We start from the raw sequence: 19742 nt of genomic DNA, 5'->3' as shown, positions 1-19742 counted from the left end.
CGCACCTGCAAGCGTTCACAGCAGCCGGCGGCGGGTCAGGAGCCGGAGAGCGAGATAGCCCGGCGGCACCGGAAGCCAGAACGTCGCGACGCGGTAGATCAGGGTGCCCGCGACGGCGGCGTCCAGCGGTATCCCGTAGAGCAGCAGGCCGGAGACGAGTGCGGCTTCGGTCGCGCCGAGACCACCGGGGGTGGGCGCGGCGGACGAGACACCCTCACCGACGAGGCAGACCAGGATCACCGGGGGCAGGTGTGCGAGGGGGACCGGGCCGGTGGCGAGCAGCGCGAGGTAGAGACAGAGGCCGTAGGTGAGGGTGAGCGCCGTCGACGCCACGACGAGCCACCGCAGGCCGTGCTGGCGGGTCAGGACGCGCAGCGCGGCCACGACCTGGCCGGCCGCCGCGCGTCCGCGCCGCCGGATCCGGGGTACGGCGAGCACGGCCGCCAGGACGAGGAGAACGGCCAGAGCGCCGAGCAACAGCGGTAACGCCCTGGTCGCGGCGTGGGTGAGGATGCGGGCGGGTTGACGGGCGAACGGCAGCAGCACCGGTAGGAGCAGCACGACCGACAACACGCCCGCCGTGCGGGAGACGGCCACGGTGGTGCCCGCGTCGGCGGCGGCGAGCTTCTTCTGGTGCAGGTACCGCAGGCTGAGGGCCGCGCCGCCGAGGCTGCCGGGAGCCAGCCGGTTGGCGAACGACGCGGCGACCTGCACCAGGGTCGCCTCGCCCAGCGGGACCCGCCTGGCCGCGGCCAGCCGGAGCACGATGCCGCTGAGCAGGTAGGTGAGAGCGGAGGCGAGCAGTGCCGCGGCGACCGTGACCGGGTTGGCGTGCACGATGAGACGCGCCGCGGTGCGTACCTCACCGAGCTGGGGGAGCAGCAGGTGCACGATCAACCCCAGCACCAGCAGTTCCAGGACCGAACGGCGGCTGATCCGGACCACCTTCGCCGCCGGGCGGTCCCGGTCGGGGCAGCGCCGCAGGATCTCCCGGTGCAGGTGGGCCAGCATGCCGGGGTGGCCGCGTGCGGCGCTACGGCCGGCGCGGGAGAGCACCGCGGGCTGCAGGAAGGGCACGCTGTCCGCCACCGCAGCCGCCCCCAGGCCGTCGATCGCGGCGGCGACCACGCTTGCCGGCTCGGCCCGTGTGGACAGGGCGACCATCAGCTCGACGACGTCGCGGGCCCGCTGCTCGGCCGTGGCGTCGTCGGCGCCGAAGCCCAGGTCCACCAGGTGGGCGCGGTCCCGGCCGACGAGCAGGTTCGCGGCGCGCAGGTCACGGTGCGCGATGCCCGCCCGGTGCAGGCGCGCCACCTGGTCCCAGGCGTCGCGCACGGCGGCGATCGGGACCGGCCCGACGGCGGCGTGCAGCGGGACGGCGTCGACGAACTCCTGCACCAGGACGGCGTCACCGCCGGGCATGGCGGCGGTGGTGACGACCGCCGGCACCCGGACGCCGGCGCGTTCGGCCAGCAGCGTCAGGCAGGTCTCGTGCTCGCTCTGCTGCCCGGCGCTCAGGTACGGCGGCGCGTCCGCCACGTGGCGGTAGCGTACCCGTCGGTAGAGCTTGTAGATCCAGTCCGCGTCGCGTTGCTCACCGCCGGTCACCTTGACGAACAGTCGACGCCCGTCGGTGGTGACCGCCTGCCACGGCTGCGACCCGCGGGCGTCGCCGTGGATCGGCGCGAGCCGCGCCACCTCGATCCCGCGTCGGCCGAGCGCGGCCCGCAGGGCGGGCGTCGACAGTTGCGGGCCTACCTCGCCGGACACGAGCCGGGTCAGACACACCGCGAGCCAGCCGACGAGGGCGCCGCCGACCACGTCGACCGGCAGGTGCGCCCCGACGTGGATCCGCGCGACGGCGACCAGCCCGATCACCACCCAGGCCGCCCGGCGCCACCGGTCGCCGCCGGCCCGCGCCGCGACGAGCGCCAGGGCGGTGGCGACCGCGACGTGTCCCGAGGGGTATCCGAACCGCCCGGTGATCGTCTCGCGCAGGACCACGTCGGTGAGCAGCGCCGCCGGCCGCTGCCGGGCGACCGCGGCCTTGACGACGACCGCGAGCCAGTACGCCAGGTTCCCGGCCAGCAGGAGACCCCACGCGGCGTTGATCCGGCGGGCGACGACGGCTGCCGCGGCGGCGACGAACACCGCGGGGTACGAGCCGAGCTGCATGATCAGGACCAGGACCGGAGTCAGCCCGGCGGGAAGGTGATTGAGCAGGGCGAACAGGTCCCGCTCCCAGGGCGGCACCCGACCGCTCCGGATGGCCGCGCTCAGCGCCGCCAGCAGGCCGGTCGAGACGGTCAGGCTGACAAGCAACGCCGGCGACGGGCGATGCGTGCGCGCTCCCACCGGTCCTCGGCCGCCCCTCATCCGGCGCTCTGCCTGCTGCCGACCCGAACCCTACGGATCACCGGGCCACCTGATGGCCTTCTTCGTCGCCGGTCAACCCGTTCGGGCGGCCCGGGTTCCGTTCCCGGCCACCGGTGCCCGCTCCGGAAGGGGCGGCGGCGTGCCGAGGCGCAGCCGGAGCGGGAGCACGACCAAGTCGGCGCCAAGTGGGCGCCATGCGTGGGGCCGGAGACTCGGGGCACGAGATCGCACCGAGCGGGCCGCCGACCGAGGCGGCTGGAGGAGAACATGAGCATGACCGGATCCGAGACCGGGCCGAACCTCGTCGGCTTCCGGATCAACCACCGCACCATGCGGGCCGACACGCGGCGGCTGGCCGACCTGGCGGACCGCGTGGCCGCCGGCCAGATCAGGTACGACCGCCGCCGGGCGGGGGCCCTGCGGACGTACGTCCGGCTGCTCTGCGACGGCATCCACCATCACCACCGGATGGAGGACGAGGTCCTCTGGCCGGTGCTGGAGCGCTCCGCCTCGGACGAGATCGACCTGCGGGAGCTCAGCGACGACCACGCGTCACTGGATCCGGTGCTGGACGAGGCACGCGCGGCCGTGGACGACCTGGTCGCCGTGTTCGCCTCCGGCGCCGCGGGGGGTGAGCGGGCGCGGGTCGCCGCGGGTCGGCTCGCCACGGTCCTGGCCCACCTGCGTGACCTCCTGGACGAGCACATCGAGGAGGAGGAGCGACTGGTCTTCCCGGTGATCCGGCGATACGTGAGCGTGGCGGACTGGAACGCGGTGGAGCGGGCGGTGCGCAAGGGTGGCGCGCTGCGTTTCGAACTGCCCCGGATCGAGCGGTACGCGCAGCCGGAGGAGTTGGCCGAGCTGAAGCGGACCGCGGGACCGGTGCTGCGGCTGACGCTCGCGGCGTTGCGACCGGGCTTCCGTCGCCGGGAGGCGCGGGTCTTCGGCGGGTGAGCGGGCCGGTGGACCGGCTCAGGCCGGCGCCACCACGTAGGCCGAGTCGTCGCGCCACGGCACCGCGTCGACGGCGCGGGCCAGCCGCAGCCCGGCGTCCCGGTGCGCGGTGGCGACCGCCGGTTCGCCGAGCGCGGCGGCGAGTTCGGCGAGGGTCTGGTCCACCGGGCCGAGCGAGATCGACCCGCACTCCAGCCCGGCGAAGCGCCCGGCCCACGGCGTCAGCTCCCGGTAGCAGCGCCGGGCGGCCGGGCGGTCGCCGAGCCGGGCCGCGACCTGACCGCGCAGGGTCATCCAGTACAGCCACAGGTAGTCCGGGCGCACCGGCGCGTCCGGCCGCCACACCGCCCGGGCCGCGTCGTGGTCACCCGCGGAGAGCAGGGCGTGGGCCAGCACGTCGTGGGCGTCGTCCGGCACCCGCGCGTACACCTGTCGAAGCTCGTCGATCACCTCGTGTCCGCGTCCGGCCACGCTCAGCACGGTGAAACGGCCCATCAGGCCCATCGCCGCCGCGTTCGGGCCGCCGATGCGGCTCATCCGGTCACTGACCTCCGCGTAGCGTCGGGACGCCTCGTCCAGGTCGCCCCGGAACAGGGCGCGCAGGCCGGTGAACCAGCCCATGACGGCGAGGATCAGGCCGAGCTGCCCGGTGGTCGCCTCCGCCACGGCGCGGTCGACGTGGTGGCGGGCCCGGTCGAAGTCGGCGTCGGCGAGCGCCGCCTGGTAGAGGATGTGGTGGGCCTGGCAGCGGTACGCGGTCAGCCCCGCCGCTTCGGCCGCCGCGAGCAGTTCCCGGCCCACCGTGGGCAGTTCGGCGCGGTGCGCCGGAGCGACGGTGACGAAGTAGCGGGCGTTGAGCGCGCGGCAGAGCACGCCCGGGTCGCTCTGGCGGCGGGCCAGCGTAACGGCCTCCCGGGTGACCTCGCCGGCGCGGTCCAGGTCGGCGCCCTCGATCTCGAACGCGAGTGTGCTCAGCAGTTGTGAGCGCAGCGTCGGACGGTCCTGGCCGACCCGGGTCAGCTCCCGTTCCAGCAGCCGCACCAGCGGCTCGTCGACCATCCGGTCGGGTCTGATGGTCCAGGTGACCGGGGCGTCGATGCAGGTGAGCGCGGCGTGCACGGCCTCCTGATCGCCGAGGTCGGCGGCCAGCCGCAGCGCCTGCGCGCGGGCGGCGCGGGCGGTGAGCACGTCCCCGGCGAGCGCGCTGGCGGCGGCCAGTTCACGGTGCAGGTCCAGACGTGTCCGGACGGCGGTGGCCGGGGCCAGGTCGGCGGCGCGCAGCGCGCCGGCCCAGAGCGCGGCGGCCTCCCGTGGCGCGCCGAGGTCGCCGGCGCGGCGGGCGGCAGCGGTGAGGTGGACGACCGCCTCCGCGGCGGTGGACCGGGTGAGGGCCGCGAGCGCGTGCCGGCCCAGCGCCGCCACGTCGTCGGCGCGCTGCTCGCGCAGCACGGCGAGGATGCGGCTGTGGATCCGGGTACGGCGCAGCAGGGGAACGCTGTGGTAGAGCGCGTCACGCATCAGCGCGTGGGCGAACCGCACCCGGCCCGGCGCGGGCTCGACGAGCAGGCCCGCGGTCACGCCCGCTTCCAGGCCGTCGAGGATCGGCTCCTCCGGGCCGCCCTCGATCGCGAGCAGGATGTCGACGTCGGCCTCCGGGCCGCAGACCGCCGCGTGCCGCAGCACGGTGCGGGCGCCGGCCGGCAGCCGTGCCAGTCGGCGGGCCAGCACGTGGCCGAGTCCGGCGGGCACGCCGTCGAGCGCCGCCGCCGGCCCCTCGGCCGCGACCAGTTTGGCCAGCTCGATGGTGAGCAGGGGATTACCGCCCGAGCGTGTCCCGACCGTGTGCGGCAGTTCCGGATCGGCGCTGTCCACACCGTGACGACGCAGCAGCTCGGCGACGGCGTCCGTGTCCAGGCCGCCGAGTTCGAGGTCGACCGCCGGCACCCCCGCCAGCGCCGCCCGCGCCCCCACCAGGTCGTCGGTGACCTCGTCCGGCCGGTACGTCGCGACGACGAGCGCCGGCGCCTCGGCGAGGGCGGCGGCGAGGTGCCGGAGGATCCGCAGCGTCTCCCCGTCGGCGCGGTGCACGTCCTCGATCACCAGCAGCAGGGGCGCCCGGCCGGCCAGCCGGGCCAGGTAGGCGGCCAGCGCCAGGCGGAGGTGGAACTCGTCGTACCCGCCGTGCGCGCTGCCGGGCGTGTCGGTGTCCAGCAGCAGACGCAGGCCGTGTGCCTCGGCCTCGTCGAGGGGGAGGAGCCGGCGGGCGGCGGTGACCACCTCGCGCCAGGCCCAGGCCGGCGGTGCGCCCTCGACCTGTGGGCAGTTCCCGACGACCGGCTGCCAGCCGTCGGCGGCGAGGGAGCCGGCGAGCTGCTGTGCAAGCGTCGACTTGCCTGCCCCCGCGTCGGCGCCGACCCAGCAGATGCCGAGACCGGATCCGGTGGCGCGGGCAGCCGCGGCCCGCAGTCGGGCCAGTTCGGTCTCGCGGCCCAACGGGTGCGTCGCGGGTGCCGGGGCGGTGGCGGCGGGCCGGGACGTGGCCGCCGGCGCGGCAGCGGTGGCCTCCAGACGCGGGCTCTGGCGCAGCAGATCCGTCTCCAGCGTCCGCAGCTCGCGGCTGGGATCGATGCCCAACTGCTCGGCCAACGTGGCACGGACGGCGCGCAGCACGTCGAGCGCGTCGGCCTGCCGCCCGAGTCGGTAGAGCGCGACCGCGAGCAGCATGGCGCCGCGTTCCCGCAGCGGGTGCTCGCGCACGTGCGGGTCGAGGTCGCGGACGACCTCGTCCGGCCGGTTCAGGTCGAGCAGGAGTTTAGCCCGCTGCTCGACGGCGCTCAGCCGGAGCTGGGCCAGCCGCTCGCTCTCCCGCTCCGCCCACGGCTCCCCGCCGAACTCGGCGTACGGGGTGCCCTCGTGCCAGCAGGCAAGCGCCGCGTCGAGGCCGTCGACCGCGGCGTCGGGCCGCCGCCCGGCGTCCGGCGTGACCGCCCGCAGCGCCGCCTCGAACCGCCAGGCGTCCACGTCCGAGGTCGGCAGCCGCAGGGCGTATCCGGGGGCGGCGGTGACGAGGACCCGGGCCGGGGTGCGCGGCGGGCGGTCCGGTTCCAGCGCCCGCCGCAGGTTCGACACGTACACCTGAAGCGCCGCCTGGGCGCGTGGCGGTGGGTCTCCCGACCAGAGGTCCTCGACGAGCCGGTCGACCGACACCGCGTGGCCGCCGCCGGCGACGAGCCGGGCCAGCACCGCCCGTTGCCGGGGCGCGCCGAGGCTGATCGTGGCGTCGCCGCGGGCGGCCCGCACCGGACCGAACACGCCGATCGTCGTCACGCTGCGACCCTAGTCGGGCGGGCCGGCCCGGCAGATCCCACGTTCGACGGTCCCGGCCGGTCCGCTCGGGTTCCGGCCCGCCGCCGGTCAGCGGGTGGAGACGCCGCCGGTCAGCGGGTGGAGACGCCCCCGGTGAGCGCGTCGGACGTCAGGCCGGCCTCGTTCCCGACCACCACGACGTGCACGAAGGCCTGGGGCATGCCGGTGAAGTGCCAGGTGCGCCGGCCGGTGTCCGACGTGCCGGGGACGGTCGCCCGGGCGCTGCCGACCTCGGTGGTCGGGTAGTCCTCGCCCGGCGTGGTCCGCAACCAGCTCAGGTCGATCCGGTAGTTGTCCTCCCGGACCGAGTCGTCGGTGAAGGTGACGTCCAGGGTGCGCTCGCCCGCGTGGTACCCGGGGGTCAGCGTCAGGTCACCGGGCGGCACCGGCTTGACGGTGTACTGCGGGCAGGACAGCGGGGCGACCTCGGGCACCGGTTGACTGCCGTCGGGCACGTTGTTCGCGGTGACACAGAACCGGTGCGTCCCGGCCGCTGCCGAACTGGGCACCGTGAAGGAGAAGCCGACGAAGGCGCCCCGTCCGGCGTGCCACAGGTCCGCCGGGCGGGTCACCGCGGGTGGCACGTCGGTCCCCACCGTCACCCGCACCGGGCCGCCGTTGGGGTCGCTGGCCCAGCCGCTGACCCGCACCGCCCCGCCGATGTACTCCGCTGACTCCAGCGCGCCCATCGGGTACTTGTCGCTGCCCACCGGAGGCGGTGGCGGCTCCGTCGGGCTGTCGTCACAGGCGGGCGGCGGACTGGGTACGTCGCAGTAGGGCCGGGCGAGCGCGGTTCCGGCCGTGACCGCGACAAGCCCGGCGCTGACGGTGAGCGCCAGGCCGGCGGCGAGAAGTTTCTTCATGGACGCAGCACAGCAGGCGCCACTTGGGCCCGACTTGGCGCCTGGCCGGGCGCGCGTTTAGCCGCCACCAAGCTGTCCGGGAGAGCTTTCCCGCCGAGTTCCACGCGGCGCCGGGGTGGGCCGCACGACGACGGAGGAAACGACATGGGCAGCATTCTGGTCACCGGCTCGGTGGACGGCATCGGCCGGCGGACCGCGGCGCAACTACTCGCCCGGGGGCATCGGGTGGTGCTGCACGCCCGCGACGAGGAGCGGGCGGCGGTCGCCAAGGCGGCGCTTCCGGCGGCGGAGGCCATCGTGGTCGGCGACCTGGGTTCGATCGAGGAGACCACGGCGCTCGCCAGGTCGCTGTCCGGGTTCGGCCCGCTTGACGCCGTTGTGCACAACGCGGGGATCGCCCGGCTGGACGCCCCGGCACGGGAGTTGACCCGGGACGGGCTGGAGTCGACGTTCCAGGTCAACGTGCTCGCGCCGTACCTGTTGACGGCCCTGTTGCCCCGGCCCGGGCGGCTGGTGTTCGTGTCGTCGGCGATGGCCGCCGACGGTGTGTCCGACCTGACCGACCTGCGGTACGACGCGCGTCCCTGGAACGGGGTCGAGGCGTACTCCACCTCGAAGCTGCTGGACCTGGCGCTCGCGTTCGCCGTGGCCCGACGGTGGCCCGGCGTCCTGAGCAACGCGGTCGACCCCGGCTGGGTACGCACCAGGATGGGTGGCGACGCCGCGCCGACGAGCCCCGACGACGCCGCGCGGGCCCAGGTGCGGCTCGCCGTGGGCACCGACCCGGACGCCCTGGTCAGCGGGCGTTACGTGAGTGAGCGCGACTGGCGACCGGAGCGCGGGCGGATCGACCCGGTGGGGGACGAGCTGCTCGTGCGGTGCGCGGCCCTCACCGGCGTCGGGTTGCCCGCCTGACGCTCGCGGCGGCTCGGCCGGGTCACCAGGTCTGTTCGAGCACCCGCAGCACGTTGCCGCCGGTGACGGCCGTGATGTCGGAGTCGGAGTAGCCCTCGCGGACCAGCCAGCCGATGATGTTGGCGAGGCCCTCGGTCGGGTTCTCCACCCCGGCGACGTACTCGACCGGCTCGAACGGCGCGACGAGCGGCGGTTCCGTGAACCCGGGCGTCCGGGCCAGTTCCCGGTGCAGCGCGACGTGATCGCCGTACAGGGTGTCCGGGCCGAAGGTGACGTGTTCGACGCCGATCAGGTCGACGCAGTAGCGGAAGTGGTCCATCACCGAGTTGATGTCGTGCCGCGGGTGGGCGGCGGAGATTGTGGTGTGCGGCGCGGCCTCGATGCCGATCAACCCGCCGCGTTCGGCGCAGGCCACCAGGACCTCGTCGGGTTTCATCCGGGAGGTCGGCCACACCGCACGGGCGCCGGCGTGGGTGATCAGCACCGGCGCGGCGGACTCGGCGATGGTGTCCAGGCAGGTGCGGTCGCCGGAGTGCGAGATGTCGATGGCGATGCCGAGGCGGTTCATCCGTTCCACCGCGCGCCGGCCGAAGGCGGTCAGCCCGCCGTCGCGCCGCTCCTTGAGACCGCCACCGAGCGTGTTGGCCTCCGAGTAGGCGATGCCCATCTGCCGGATGCCGAGCCCGTAGAGGATGTCGATCCGGTCGACCTGGTTCTCGATCGGGGTGGCGGCCTCCAGCGACAGGACGATGCCGACGGTCCCGTCCCGGTGGGCCCGTTCGATGTCGCTGAGGTCGTGCACGACGTGGGCGTACGACTGCTTGGCGAGGTCGGCCCGGCGCATGCCGATGTCGTAGACGGTGTCCTCCCAGCTCCAGCCGGTGTGGCTGACGATGCAGCCGGTGCCGTCCATCAGGTTGTCGAACACCGCGGTGAGCCCGGACGCGGCCAGCCCCTCGTAGCTGGTGAACTGGCGTCCGGCCCGGTTGTACTCGCCGAGCCGATCCATGTCGGCGGGAAAGTTCTGGGGGTGCTCGTGCAGGCTGATCACGATGTTGTCGCGCAGCAGCCGGGCCGCGCGCTCCGCCTGGTCGGGGGTGAGGCCGAGGTCGTACGCCGGGACCCGGCCGAAGGTCGGGGCCAGTTCGATCCGCGGATAGTCCACGCCCGGTCGCAGGAAGGAGAAGGGCTGGTAGCCGTCGTAGGTCATGGTGACACCCATCGGTGAAGGAAGTCGGCGACGATCGTGGTCACCTGGGCCTCGCGTCCGTTGTAGAAGTGGTCGCATCCGGGCACCACCACCGATTCGCACGGACCCGCGGTCAGTTCCCGGAACCGGCCGCCGGGGAATGTCGCCTCGGGCTCCGCGTCACCGCGCAGGTAGAGCGTCGGGCAGGTGATCGCCGGCGCGTACGCCAGCAGGTCCGGCACGGTGGTGATCCGGTCGAGGAAGCTGCGCGCGGTGATCACGTACCACCAGCCGGGCATCAGCATCAGCTCGTCGCCGCGCCCGGCCGCCGCCATCGCCTCGGCCCGGCGGCGCATCTCGGGCAGCCGTGATCCGGCGAGCAATCCGTCCCGCTGGGTCCGTGCCGGGCCGCCGCGTCCGGCGGAGAGCAACACGAGGGCGGGTGTGTCGGGCCGCTCGGCGACGTGCGGCGCGGCCATCATGCCGCCGTTGCTGTGCCCGATCACGACGGGCGCGGGATATCCCCGTCCGGCCAGCCAGTGCGCGGCGGTCGTGTGGTCGGCAAGCGCCTCGGCGGTGGTCTGGAAGGCGCCGCCCTCCATCCGCTCCTTGTCCCCGCGGACGCTCAGCACGTCGTGGGAACGCCTGTTGAAGGTCAGGCAGGTGAATCCCATGGAGATCAGCGTGGGTGGCAGGAACCGGGGCGGTCCGACGTAGAAGTTCATCGTGTTGCCGTGGAAGAAGATCACTGCCCCGGCGCGGGCGCCGCCCTCCGGTTCGTACAGGAGGCCGTCGAGTGGGGTGGTGTCGGTGGGGATGCTCACCAGTTCGCCGCGCGGCGTCGCCCCGGTCACTGCGCGAACAGACAGATCAGGCCGGCCACCAGCGCGGTCCGGGCGATCGTCGGCTCGACCAGGATGTGTTCGCCGCGGGCGTGCGCGCCGTCGCCGACGGCGCCGATCCCGTCCAGCACGGGCAGTCCGAGCGCGGCCAGGAAGTTGGCGTCGCTGCCGCCGCCGGCCGCGCACTCGCCGAGGTCCTCCCCGCTCCCGGCGGCAAGCGCCCGGGCCAGGTCGTACATCGCCGCGATGCCGGGTGTGCGGGGCATCGGCGGCCGGTTCCAGCCGCCGCTGATCCGGACGGTGAGCTTCTCGTGCGTCGGCCGCAGGGCGGCGACCGCGGTCTCGATCCGGGCCGCCTCCTCAGGTGTGGTCACCCGGACGTCGAGCATCGCGCGGGCCCGCCCGGCGATCACGTTGGTCCGGGAGCCCCCGGTCACGGTGCCGATGTTGACGCTGGTTCCCCGGTCGAGGTCTTCGAGCGCGCGCAGCCGCAGGACGACGCGGGCCATCTCGTCGATGGCGCTCACCCCGCGTTCGGGGTCGAGGCCCGCGTGCGCCTCCACGCCGTCCACCTCGATCCGGAAGATGCCGACACCCTTCCGGGCGGTCTTCACCGCACCGTGCACGCCCGGCTCCAGCACCAGGGCGGCGTCGACCCCGTCCGCGGACGCCTCCACCGTCGGGCGGGAGAAGACACTGCCCAGCTCTTCGTCGCCGTTGAGGACGATCCGCAGGGGCGGCCGGGGCAGTCCGACCGCGTCGAGCGCCCGGATCGCCCAGAGGCCCTGGATGAGGCCGGCCTTCATGTCGAAGATGCCCGGCCCGGTGGCGGTCGGCCCGGACCGGGAGTACGGCCAGTCGGCGAGCGTGCCGGCGCTCCACACGGTGTCGTAGTGGCAGAGCAGCAGCAGCCGTCGCGGTCCGAGGCCGGGGAAGTCGGCGACGAGCGTGTCGCCGAGGGCGCCGCCGTCGTGCCGGGTCGACGACTCCGGCGGGCCGAGCGTCGCGGTCACCTGGTCGGTGAGCCACCGCAGGCCCTCGTCCAGGTGCGGCTTGCTGTCGCTCGGCGTCTCCAGTGACACGTACGCGGCCAGGTCGGCCAGCAGGTCGTCGGCGTTCTCCGCCAGCCACCGCCGGACCTTGCCGAGGTCGACGTCGGCCGCGCGCCCGGGACTGGGCAGATTGGTGTTCACATCTGGCTCCCGCCGTTGATGCCGAGCATCTGACCGGTCATGAAGTCGCCGGCCGCCGATGCCAGGAACACCGCCACGCCTGCCACGTCGGCGGGTGTGCCCAGCCGGCGCAGCGGCAGTTCGGCGGCCTTCGCCTGTTCGGCCGCGGGGTCGGGAAAGATGTCCTTGTTCATGTCGGTGACGATGGAGCCGGGCCCGATCGCGTTGACCGTGACACCGTGCGGTCCGGCCTCCGCGGCCAGTGACTTGGTCCAGCTCAGCAGGAAACCCTTGGTCCCGGCGTAGACGGCGCCACGGTCCCAGGGGCGCAGGGCGAGCTGGGACGAAATGTTGATGATCTTGCCGTGGCCCTGGGCGATCATCGACGGCAGCAGGGCATGGGTGACCCGCAGCGGCGCCCAGATGTTCAGGCCGATGTCGGTGGCCCACTGCTTCTCGGTGGATTCGGCGAACGAGCCGACCGCCATCACGCCGGCGTTGTTGACCAGGATCTCCACCGAGCCGAGGGCGGCAAGCGCATCCGCGGCGAGTTGCCGGGTGGCCTCCGGGTCGGTGAGGTCGGCCCGCAGCGCCGAGGCCCGGTCGGGGAACCTGTCGGTCAGGTCCGTCACCGGTGTGCGGTGGTGGTGCAGCGCCACGGCTGCGCCCTCGTCGAGGAACGCCTCCGCGATGGCGCGGCCGAAGCCCCGCCCCGCGCCGGTGATCAGCGCGGTCCGGCCGGCGAGCCGGCCGCTCACGACGCCACCGCCACGCCCAGGAGGCCGGTCAGTTCATCCACCGTGGACAACCACCCGACCGACGTCTCGATCTGGCGCAACCCCATGCGGTGCAACTCGTCGCCGTTCATGCTGCCGCAGCAGTCGGAGAGCAGCACCACCCCGAAGTCACGGGCCTGCGCGTCGAAGGAGGTGTGCAGGACGCAGTTGTTGGTGTTCACGCCGGCGACCACGAGGGTGCGGACGCCGAGTTCCCGCAGCACGAGTTCGAGTTCGGTGGCGTAGAAACCGCTGTAGCGGTGCTTGACCACCACCGGCTCGGACGCCAGCGGCTCGGTGGCCGGCATGAACTCGGCGTACGGGCTGCCCTCGACGCACTTGCCGTCCTGCCGCAGGAACGACGCGCCGACGATCGGCTTGCCGTTCTGCCAGGCCATGAACGGATTCCGGTGCTGGCGTGGCGCGTCCAGCCCGGCCGCCTTCTTCCAGGTCGCCACGTGCACCACGGGCATACCGGCGGCCCGGGCGACGGTGAGCGCCTCGCCGGTGCGCGCCGTGACCTCGCGCGCCTTCTCCGGCGGGAGCGTGTGGTAGCCGACACCCTCCACGTCCAGGTGTCGCCGTTGCATGTCGATGACGAGCAGCGCGGTGTCCCGCACGGTGATGCGGTCGGCCACCTCGGGCGGTAGTGCCACGTGTGGCTCCTCTCAGGTCAAGCCGGGCAGAACCCGGGCAGCGGCGTGCAGGACGGTCTCGGTGACGGGGTGGGGCAGGTCCGCCGAGGCGACGAACCCGACCGGGTCCCCGTCGGCCATGTCGAAGGGGTAGTCGCTGCCCACGACGAGGCGGTCGAAGCCGACGATCTCCCCGACATGGCGCAGCACGGTCGGGTCGAAGACCACCGAGTCGTAGTGGAAACGACGGAGTTGGGCGCGCGGTCCGGTCGGCAGGTCGGCGAGTTCGGCGCGGTGCCGGTGTCCGTGTTCGAGCCGGCCGACCAGGTGGGGCAGGGCGCCGCCACCGTGGGCGAGCACGACCGTCAGCGCGGGGTGCCGGTCGAGCAGCCCACCGAAGAGCATCTGCGCTCCGGTGAGCGCCGTCTCGGTCGGATTGCCGACCAGGTTGCGCAGGTGGAAGCGGGACATCCGGGCGGCGCCGGAGACGAAGTGCGGGTGGACGAAGACCGGGACGCCGAGTTCGGCGGCGGCGGCCCAGAACGGTTCCAGTTCCGGTGCGTCGATGGGCTCGCCGCCGACACTCGTCAGCACCTCGACCCCGGACATGCCCTGACCCCGGACGGCCGCGACGAGTTCCGCCGCGGCGGCCTCCCCGCCGGCCTGTAGGGGCACCACCGCGAATCCGATCAGGTGCCGGGGGTACGCCTGGACGGCGTCGGCGATGCCGTCGTTGAGCCGGCGGGACCAGTCCACGCCGGCACGTGGCGCGAGTTCGTACCGGACGGCGAACGGGGGAACGAGCAGGACCCGACGGTCGAGCCCCTGCCGCTGCGCGTCGGTGACCTGCTGCTCCGCGTTCAACAACGCCTGCGGCACCTGGTAGTCGGCGCCGTCGAAGCTCAGGACTGTCTGCCCCGTGGCCGGGCCCGGCGAGCCCGACCCGACGGCCGACGGCGGGAGGTAGTGACTGTGCAGGTCGACGATCACGGCTACTGCGGGATGACCGGGAGGAGCAGGTACGACTCCTGCCCGTCGGCGAAGTGCAGGACGTTGGTCCCGCCGAAGACGTCCGCCGGGCGGTCCCGCTCGTCGTCGTGGCGGAACGGTCCGATGCCGCGCAGCGGGTAGCGGGCGCCGGGCGTGGCCTCGGCCCCGTTGTCGTAGTCGCGCCCACGGATCAGCAGACCGATCCGGCAGCCGGGCGGGATCACCAGGCAGGTTGGCCAGATCTCGATGTCCAGCTCGACCGGCTCACCGGGGGTCAGCGGCTGGATCTCGTCGTGGGTGTGCCACGGCCGGTACGGCAACGAGCGTCGCGGGTCCAGCTTGCGGTGCGAGGCGCGCAGCCAGCCCAGCCCGATCGGCGTACGTGGATCGTTGGAGCCCTGGAAGGTGATCTCGTTGCCGTCCGGGTCGAAGACCTGGAGGCAGGCGAACACGTCGGCGTCGGCGGTGTCCGAGGAGAGGAACAGCTTGGCCGCCACCGGCCCGGTGATCTCGGTCTGCTCGGCCAGCGGCGCGCTCAGGAAGGTGACCCCGTCGCCTGTCGTCGGGTAGCTGACCGCGTCGCCTGGGATGAAGTCGGCGCCCAGGGTGCGGTCCCCGGCGTTCAGGTAGAACTTCGTCCACCGCGTCCGGGCCAGCGGCCACTCCTGCTCGCCGCGGTCGACGAACACCTCGCCCGGGTGGCGCACGCGCAGCGCCACCTGTGGCTGCTTCTCCCATCCGGTGTCGGCGCCCTTAAGGAAGTGTCCGAAGAACCGCTTCTGCAGGGCCACGCCGTAGTCGGTGTAGAAGCCCGACGAGTGCGTGTCGCCGTGCATCTCCAGCCACTTCTGCGTCGACGCGGCGCCCAGGTAGCCCTCGATGTTGCCGCGCGGGTGCAGGCCCTGCCCGCCCCAGTTGCCGCAGGACAGGAACGGCGTGACGACCTTCGACAGGTCAGCGGTGCGGTCGGTGGAGAACGAGTCGATCAACGGGTGCTCGACCGCCGTCTCGTACGGGTCGACCCGGTTCCGGGCCAGTTCCTCCGGGGTGAGCGTCTCCGGGCCGGCGACCGGCTCGCCTGTCACCCGGCTGACCGGGCCGTTGTCGCCGAGACCGTGCTGCACCTGCTTGATCAGACCCTGGAACCACCCGCCGAGGAAGCGGCTGAGGATGCCGCCGTGCCGGCAGAACTCGCGGTAGAAGTCGGCGGCGCCCTCCTGGACGAGCATCGCGGTCAGGTGCGGGGGTTGCAACGCGGCGACGTGCCACTGGTTCATGGCGTAGTAGGAGATGCCGCTGAGCCCCACCTTGCCGTTCGACCAGGGCTGCACCCCGGCCCATTCGATGCACTCGTAGAAGTCCCTGGTCTCCCGGGGCGACCACGGATCCAGCACGCCTGCCGAACGCCCGGCGCCGCGGGAGTCCACCCGGACGCAGACGTAGCCGTCCGGCACCCACTTCTCCGGGTCGACGGTCTCCCAGTTGGCGTACGCGTTCGAGGTTCCCTCGGCCACTTCGGGAAAGTCCCGGACCAGCTTGTCCCAGTTGAACTTCCAGCCCTCCTGGAAGGCCAGGCCCTTGGCGTACGGGCCCATGGTCATCAGCACCGGGTAACGGCCCTCGGCCTCCGGAGCGAACACGTCGGCGTAGAGCACCAGGCCGTCGTCCATCTCGATGGGCACGTCGAAGCTGATCCGCATGCCGTCCCGCAGGACGGTCCGGTCGGTGTCCATGCCGCCCCTCACTTCCCGGCCGATGTCTCGGCGTACTGGTTGTCGTAGAGCTTGGGCAGTTCGGCCGCGGTGAACCCGGCGAGATCCTTGATCTTGTCTTCCTGGGCGTTCTCAAGCGTCTGGACGAGGTTCTCCTCGTGGATGGCCCCGGACCGGTCGGCGTCCTTGGTGAAGTCGTTGATCCAGTAGTCCCACACCTTCTCCGCGGCGGCCTTGTCCACCTTCAGCTCCTTGGTGATCACCGCCGTGACCGCGTCCTTGTTGGCGGGATCGTGCATGAAGTCCTGGGTGGCCTTGTAGCCCTTGGCGAACCGGGCCGCCGCGTCCTGGTTGGCGTCCAGCCAGCTCCGCTTGCCGACGATCACGTACGAGGCCGCCTTCTGCAGCTTCGGCACGCTGTTCGCCGCGCCGATGACCGTGGCACCGGTGGCGGTGAGCCGGTCCACGTCCGGCGGGGAGCAGAGCACGACATCCACGGCGCCGGAGATGAGCGCGCTCACCCGGGCGCTCGTGGCGCCGCCGGTGACGAACTTGACCTCGTCCAGGCCGATGCCGTTGGCTTCGAGGAACGCGGTCGCCGAGTGGTAGTCCTCGCTGGAACCGACCGAGTTCACGCTGATGGTGCGACCTTTGAGATCGTTCACCGAGGTGATCCCCTTGCCGCCCACGACGCTCAGCGGGCTGCCGTTCATCGGGTTGAGCACCATGACCAGGCTCGACTCCTTCTGGTAGGCGATCATGGTCTGCTGGGCGCTGGCGATGCCGAACTGGGTGGAGGCGCCCAGCACCGACGGCAGCACCTGGGCCGCGCCGCCCTGGAACACCACCGGCTCGAAGTCGATGTCGAACTTGTCGAAAATCTTCTGGTCGCGGGCCACCGCGACCCACAGGTGCGAGGCGTTGATGGCGCTCAGCCCGAGCTTGATCTTCACGCGGTCGCCGGCGGAGGAGCCGGTGGAGGCCGAGTCGTCCTCGCCGCCGCAGGCGCTGAGACCAGTCAGCGCGAGCACGGTCGCGGTCACGGCGGCGATGGTGCGGATGGGTCGCATGTACTGCCCCTTCTTCACAACGGTGTTAGGGCGTGCGGAATCCGTCGGCCGGCGGGGCGCCGGTCACGGGCAGGGCGATGCCGGTCAGGTCATCGCCATCGAGGCGCGGACCTCCTCCTCGATGGTCTTCCAGATGCGGTCGTAGATGGCGCTGAACTCGGGCGACCGCTTCAGGTCCAGGCTGCGCGGACGCGCGAAGGGGACCTCGATGATCTCTTTGACGCGCCCGGGTCGGGCGGTCATCACGACGATCCGGTCGGCGAGGTAGATGGCCTCGTCGATCTGGTGGGTGACGAACATGACCGTGCGGCCGTCGGTCTGCTGCCACATGCGCAGAAGCTCGGTCTGCATCACCTCGCGGGTCTGCGCGTCGAGTGCGGCGAACGGCTCGTCCATGAGCAGGATGTCCGGCCGGATGGTGAACGCCCGGGCCAGGTTGACCCGTTGACGCATGCCGCCGGAGAGCTCGTGGGGGTAGTACTTCTCGAAACCCTTCAACCCGACCAGTTCCAGGTATTCGGTGGCCTGCTGCTGCGCCGTCCGGCGGTTGACCCCCTGCAACTCCAGCCCGAAGGTGACGTTGCGCAGCACGGTCCGCCAGGGCAGGAGATTGTCCTGCTGGAAGACGAAGCCACGATCGGTGCCGGGCGCGTTTTGCGGCCGGCCGTCGATCAGAAGTTGGCCCTCGCTCGCCGTCTCCAGACCGTCGACGATGCGCAGCAGGGTGGTCTTGCCGCAGCCGCTGGCGCCGAGCAGGGCCACGAACTCACCGGCCCGGACGGTCAGGTTGATGTCGTTGAGGGCGGTGGTGCGGGTCTCGCCCCGGTGGAACGTCTTGAACAGGTGGCGCGCTTCGACCTTCGGCGTCGTCACAGGATCTTGCCTCCGTTCTTGCCGTTCTGCCGCCACGGTGCGATGCGGGTCTCCAAGACGTACATGGCGCGGATGAACACCACGCCGATCGCGGCGAGGACGAAGACGCCCATCCACACCGCGGCGGTGTCGAAGTTCTGCGAGGAGATGAAGACCCGATGGCCCAGGCCGGAGGTGGAGCCGAAGAACTCGGCGACCACCACGCCCATGAGCCCACGGCCGACGGCCAACCGCAGGCCGGTCACGACGAACGGAACGGACCAGGGCAAGAGGATCTTGGTGAACCGCTGCATCTTGCTCGCGCCGAAGGCACGCGCCGTCTCGATCAGGTTCGGGTCGGTGGTGCGGATGCCGGCCGTCGTGTTCAGCACGATGGGGAAGACCGCCAGGGTGAACACGACCGCCACCCGGGCGGTCATCCCGATCCCGAAGACCAGGATGTAGAGCGGCGCCAGGGCGATGAGCGGCGTCGAGTAGAGCGCCGACATCCACGGGTCGAGGAAGTCGAAGATGACCTTGTTGATCGCCATCAGGACGCCGATCAGGATGCCGACCAGGGCGGCCAGGAGGAAGCCCTGGGCGAAACCGGACAGGCTCTCGCGGAAGTCGAGCCAGAGTTCGCCGTTCTGCGCCGAGGTGCGGAACGCCGCCCCGATGTCGCCGAGCGGCACGATCACCAGCGCGCTGGTGTTCGCGGCGATCACCTGCCACAGCACGCAGCCCAGGACCAGCGTGGTGATGGTGTGCAGCACGGTGGAGTGGGACTTGTAGAACCGCCGGAGGCGATTGCCGGACGTCCGCCCGGGTGGGTCGCCGGCCCGGGTGTCGTCGGCGGTCCGTTCCGTCGTGATGGTCACGGGTTCTCCTCGGTCACGTCACCGGGTAGCGCCGGACTGGAAGCCGACGGGCGCTCACGCGGCGCCCAAGGGCCGCGGCGCGGCGGCCCGACGACAGGCGAAATCGGACCGCACAGGCGGCCCGTCCGCCGCCAGCGGCTGTGTTTCTCCTGTTCAGAGGAGTGTTCGCCGCTGGACGTGTACGAATTTTGGATCCAAAAAATCAGGGTGTCAACGGCTGTACCAGAATTTGTTCACGATCGGTCGGCCGGAGTGCGCCCGCTTGGGGCTGTCTGTCCAGATTGTGAAGCGGCCCGGCTCAGCGCGGCATGGCCTCCGGCCCGCGCTCGCGGACCGCCTTCTCGAACGCGTCCCGGGACAGCCGCACGTGTGACCGTGCGGCACGCTCCGCCCGGCTCGGATCGCCGGAGACGATCGCGTCCATGATCAGCTGGTGTTCCCGCAGCGCCCGCAGCATGCCGCCGGCCACCTGCCACTGCCAGGCCAGGCGGCTCTGCCCACCGAGATTGTCGGTGACCTGCGCGAGCCGCGCGTTGCCACACCGATGCCAGATCGCCCGGTGGAAGGCGGTGTCCAGGTCACGCAGCCCGGCCAGGTCACCCGCCGCCACACACTCGTGCTGGCGCTCCAGGATCGGCTGCAACTCGTTCCGCACGAAGTCGGCCCCCGCCCCGGCCTCGGTCACCTTGCGCGCCGCGATGCCGTCCAGCGCCTCCCGCAACTCGTAGATCTCCCGCATGTCGCGCAGCCCGATCTCCGGCACGTAGAACCCGCGGTGCGGGATGGCGACCAGGAAGCCGTCCCGTTCGAGGGCGGCGAGCGCCGACTTGATCGGGGTGGCGGACAGGTCGAGTCGCTCGGAGAGCATGCGGACGATGAGCTTGCGACCACCCGCCAACTCACCGTTGACGATCATCGCCCGGATCTCGTCGTAGGCACACTGGGCGAGCGTGCGGTGATTGGGCACACGGAATGATGACACGGTTGCGCCTCGGGCGAGGAACGCGAGCGGCAGGGCGCGGTTCGGGTCCCGGCAAAGTCGGGTGCGACCCGGCCGCCGCGTGGACGGACGCCCGAAATCGGTCGCGGCGGTCGCCGTGGGCGTGCGAGCCTCAAAGGCGGCACACCGCCGCGCCCCGATGCAGGGGGCGC

16 protein-coding genes are annotated in these 19742 nt (G+C 72.5%); 2 read left to right on the top strand and 14 right to left on the bottom strand.

Annotation, left to right across the window (positions count from 1 at the left end):
* Positions 1 to 15: 15 nt before the first annotated feature.
* Positions 16 to 2355: a lysylphosphatidylglycerol synthase domain-containing protein gene (locus SM450_RS26855; protein ID WP_474622563.1), complete on the bottom strand. Its 2340-nt coding sequence runs from the start codon at positions 2353 to 2355 to the stop codon at positions 16 to 18.
* A 294-nt stretch (positions 2356 to 2649) separates the two neighbouring features.
* Between SM450_RS26855 and SM450_RS26850 the strand changes: the two genes are divergently transcribed.
* Entirely contained in the window at positions 2650 to 3330 is a 681-nt protein-coding gene (locus SM450_RS26850) for a hemerythrin domain-containing protein (RefSeq protein WP_474622562.1), read from the top strand.
* An 18-nt stretch (positions 3331 to 3348) separates the two neighbouring features.
* On the opposite strand, the gene SM450_RS26845 is transcribed toward SM450_RS26850, so the two are convergent.
* Both SM450_RS26845 and SM450_RS26840 read right to left on the bottom strand, forming a co-directional pair.
* Positions 3349 to 6657 (bottom strand): BTAD domain-containing putative transcriptional regulator, encoded by a 3309-nt coding sequence (locus tag SM450_RS26845; protein WP_474622561.1) that lies wholly within the window; start codon positions 6655 to 6657, stop codon positions 3349 to 3351.
* Positions 6658 to 6767: 110 nt separating this feature from the next.
* Entirely contained in the window at positions 6768 to 7559 is a 792-nt protein-coding gene (locus tag SM450_RS26840; protein WP_474622560.1) for a hypothetical protein, read from the bottom strand.
* Between the two features lie 144 nt (positions 7560 to 7703).
* Here SM450_RS26840 and SM450_RS26835 point away from each other — a divergent pair, with 144 nt between their 5' ends.
* On the top strand, positions 7704 to 8474 hold the full coding sequence (locus tag SM450_RS26835) for an SDR family NAD(P)-dependent oxidoreductase (protein WP_474622559.1): 771 nt from the start codon (positions 7704 to 7706) through the stop codon (positions 8472 to 8474).
* A gap of 22 nt (positions 8475 to 8496) precedes the next feature.
* On the opposite strand, the gene SM450_RS26830 is transcribed toward SM450_RS26835, so the two are convergent.
* The 11 genes from SM450_RS26830 to SM450_RS26780 all read right to left on the bottom strand — a co-directional run bounded on the left by SM450_RS26830 (position 8497) and on the right by SM450_RS26780 (position 19572).
* Complete coding sequence (locus SM450_RS26830) at positions 8497 to 9684, bottom strand: dipeptidase (protein WP_474622558.1); 1188 nt, start codon at positions 9682 to 9684, stop codon at positions 8497 to 8499.
* Positions 9681 to 10517 carry an alpha/beta hydrolase family protein gene (locus tag SM450_RS26825; RefSeq protein ID WP_474622557.1) on the bottom strand — a complete coding sequence of 279 codons (837 nt, stop codon included), beginning with the start codon at positions 10515 to 10517 and terminating at the stop codon, positions 9681 to 9683. The genes SM450_RS26830 and SM450_RS26825 overlap by 4 nt, the downstream gene beginning before the upstream one ends.
* Positions 10514 to 11698, bottom strand: a complete 1185-nt coding sequence (locus SM450_RS26820) for a M20 family metallopeptidase (RefSeq protein WP_474622556.1) — start codon at positions 11696 to 11698, stop codon at positions 10514 to 10516. Before SM450_RS26820 ends, SM450_RS26825 begins: the two co-directional genes overlap by 4 nt.
* The gene (locus SM450_RS26815; RefSeq protein WP_474622555.1) at positions 11695 to 12435 is read right to left on the bottom strand and encodes an SDR family NAD(P)-dependent oxidoreductase; all 741 of its coding nucleotides are present in this window, start codon (positions 12433 to 12435) and stop codon (positions 11695 to 11697) included. Before SM450_RS26815 ends, SM450_RS26820 begins: the two co-directional genes overlap by 4 nt.
* Positions 12432 to 13109: a cysteine hydrolase family protein gene (locus SM450_RS26810; protein ID WP_474622554.1), complete on the bottom strand. Its 678-nt coding sequence runs from the start codon at positions 13107 to 13109 to the stop codon at positions 12432 to 12434. The genes SM450_RS26815 and SM450_RS26810 overlap by 4 nt, the downstream gene beginning before the upstream one ends.
* Positions 13110 to 13121: 12 nt before the next feature.
* On the bottom strand, positions 13122 to 14078 hold the full coding sequence (locus SM450_RS26805; protein ID WP_474622553.1) for an amidohydrolase family protein: 957 nt from the start codon (positions 14076 to 14078) through the stop codon (positions 13122 to 13124).
* Between the two features lie 2 nt (positions 14079 to 14080).
* The gene (locus SM450_RS26800) at positions 14081 to 15811 is read right to left on the bottom strand and encodes a CocE/NonD family hydrolase (RefSeq protein WP_474622552.1); all 1731 of its coding nucleotides are present in this window, start codon (positions 15809 to 15811) and stop codon (positions 14081 to 14083) included.
* Between the two features lie 8 nt (positions 15812 to 15819).
* The gene (locus SM450_RS26795; protein WP_474622551.1) at positions 15820 to 16860 is read right to left on the bottom strand and encodes an ABC transporter substrate-binding protein; all 1041 of its coding nucleotides are present in this window, start codon (positions 16858 to 16860) and stop codon (positions 15820 to 15822) included.
* A gap of 84 nt (positions 16861 to 16944) precedes the next feature.
* Positions 16945 to 17733 (bottom strand): ABC transporter ATP-binding protein, encoded by a 789-nt coding sequence (locus tag SM450_RS26790; protein ID WP_474622550.1) that lies wholly within the window; start codon positions 17731 to 17733, stop codon positions 16945 to 16947.
* Positions 17730 to 18590 (bottom strand): ABC transporter permease, encoded by an 861-nt coding sequence (locus tag SM450_RS26785; RefSeq protein ID WP_474622549.1) that lies wholly within the window; start codon positions 18588 to 18590, stop codon positions 17730 to 17732. Before SM450_RS26785 ends, SM450_RS26790 begins: the two co-directional genes overlap by 4 nt.
* A gap of 298 nt (positions 18591 to 18888) precedes the next feature.
* A complete protein-coding gene (locus tag SM450_RS26780; RefSeq protein ID WP_474622548.1) occupies positions 18889 to 19572 on the bottom strand; it encodes a GntR family transcriptional regulator in 684 nt (227 codons plus the stop codon).
* Positions 19573 to 19742 lie beyond the last annotated feature (170 nt).

Source organism: Micromonospora marincola, from assembly GCF_056150385.1.
This window is presented reverse-complemented; position numbering and strand designations above follow the sequence as displayed.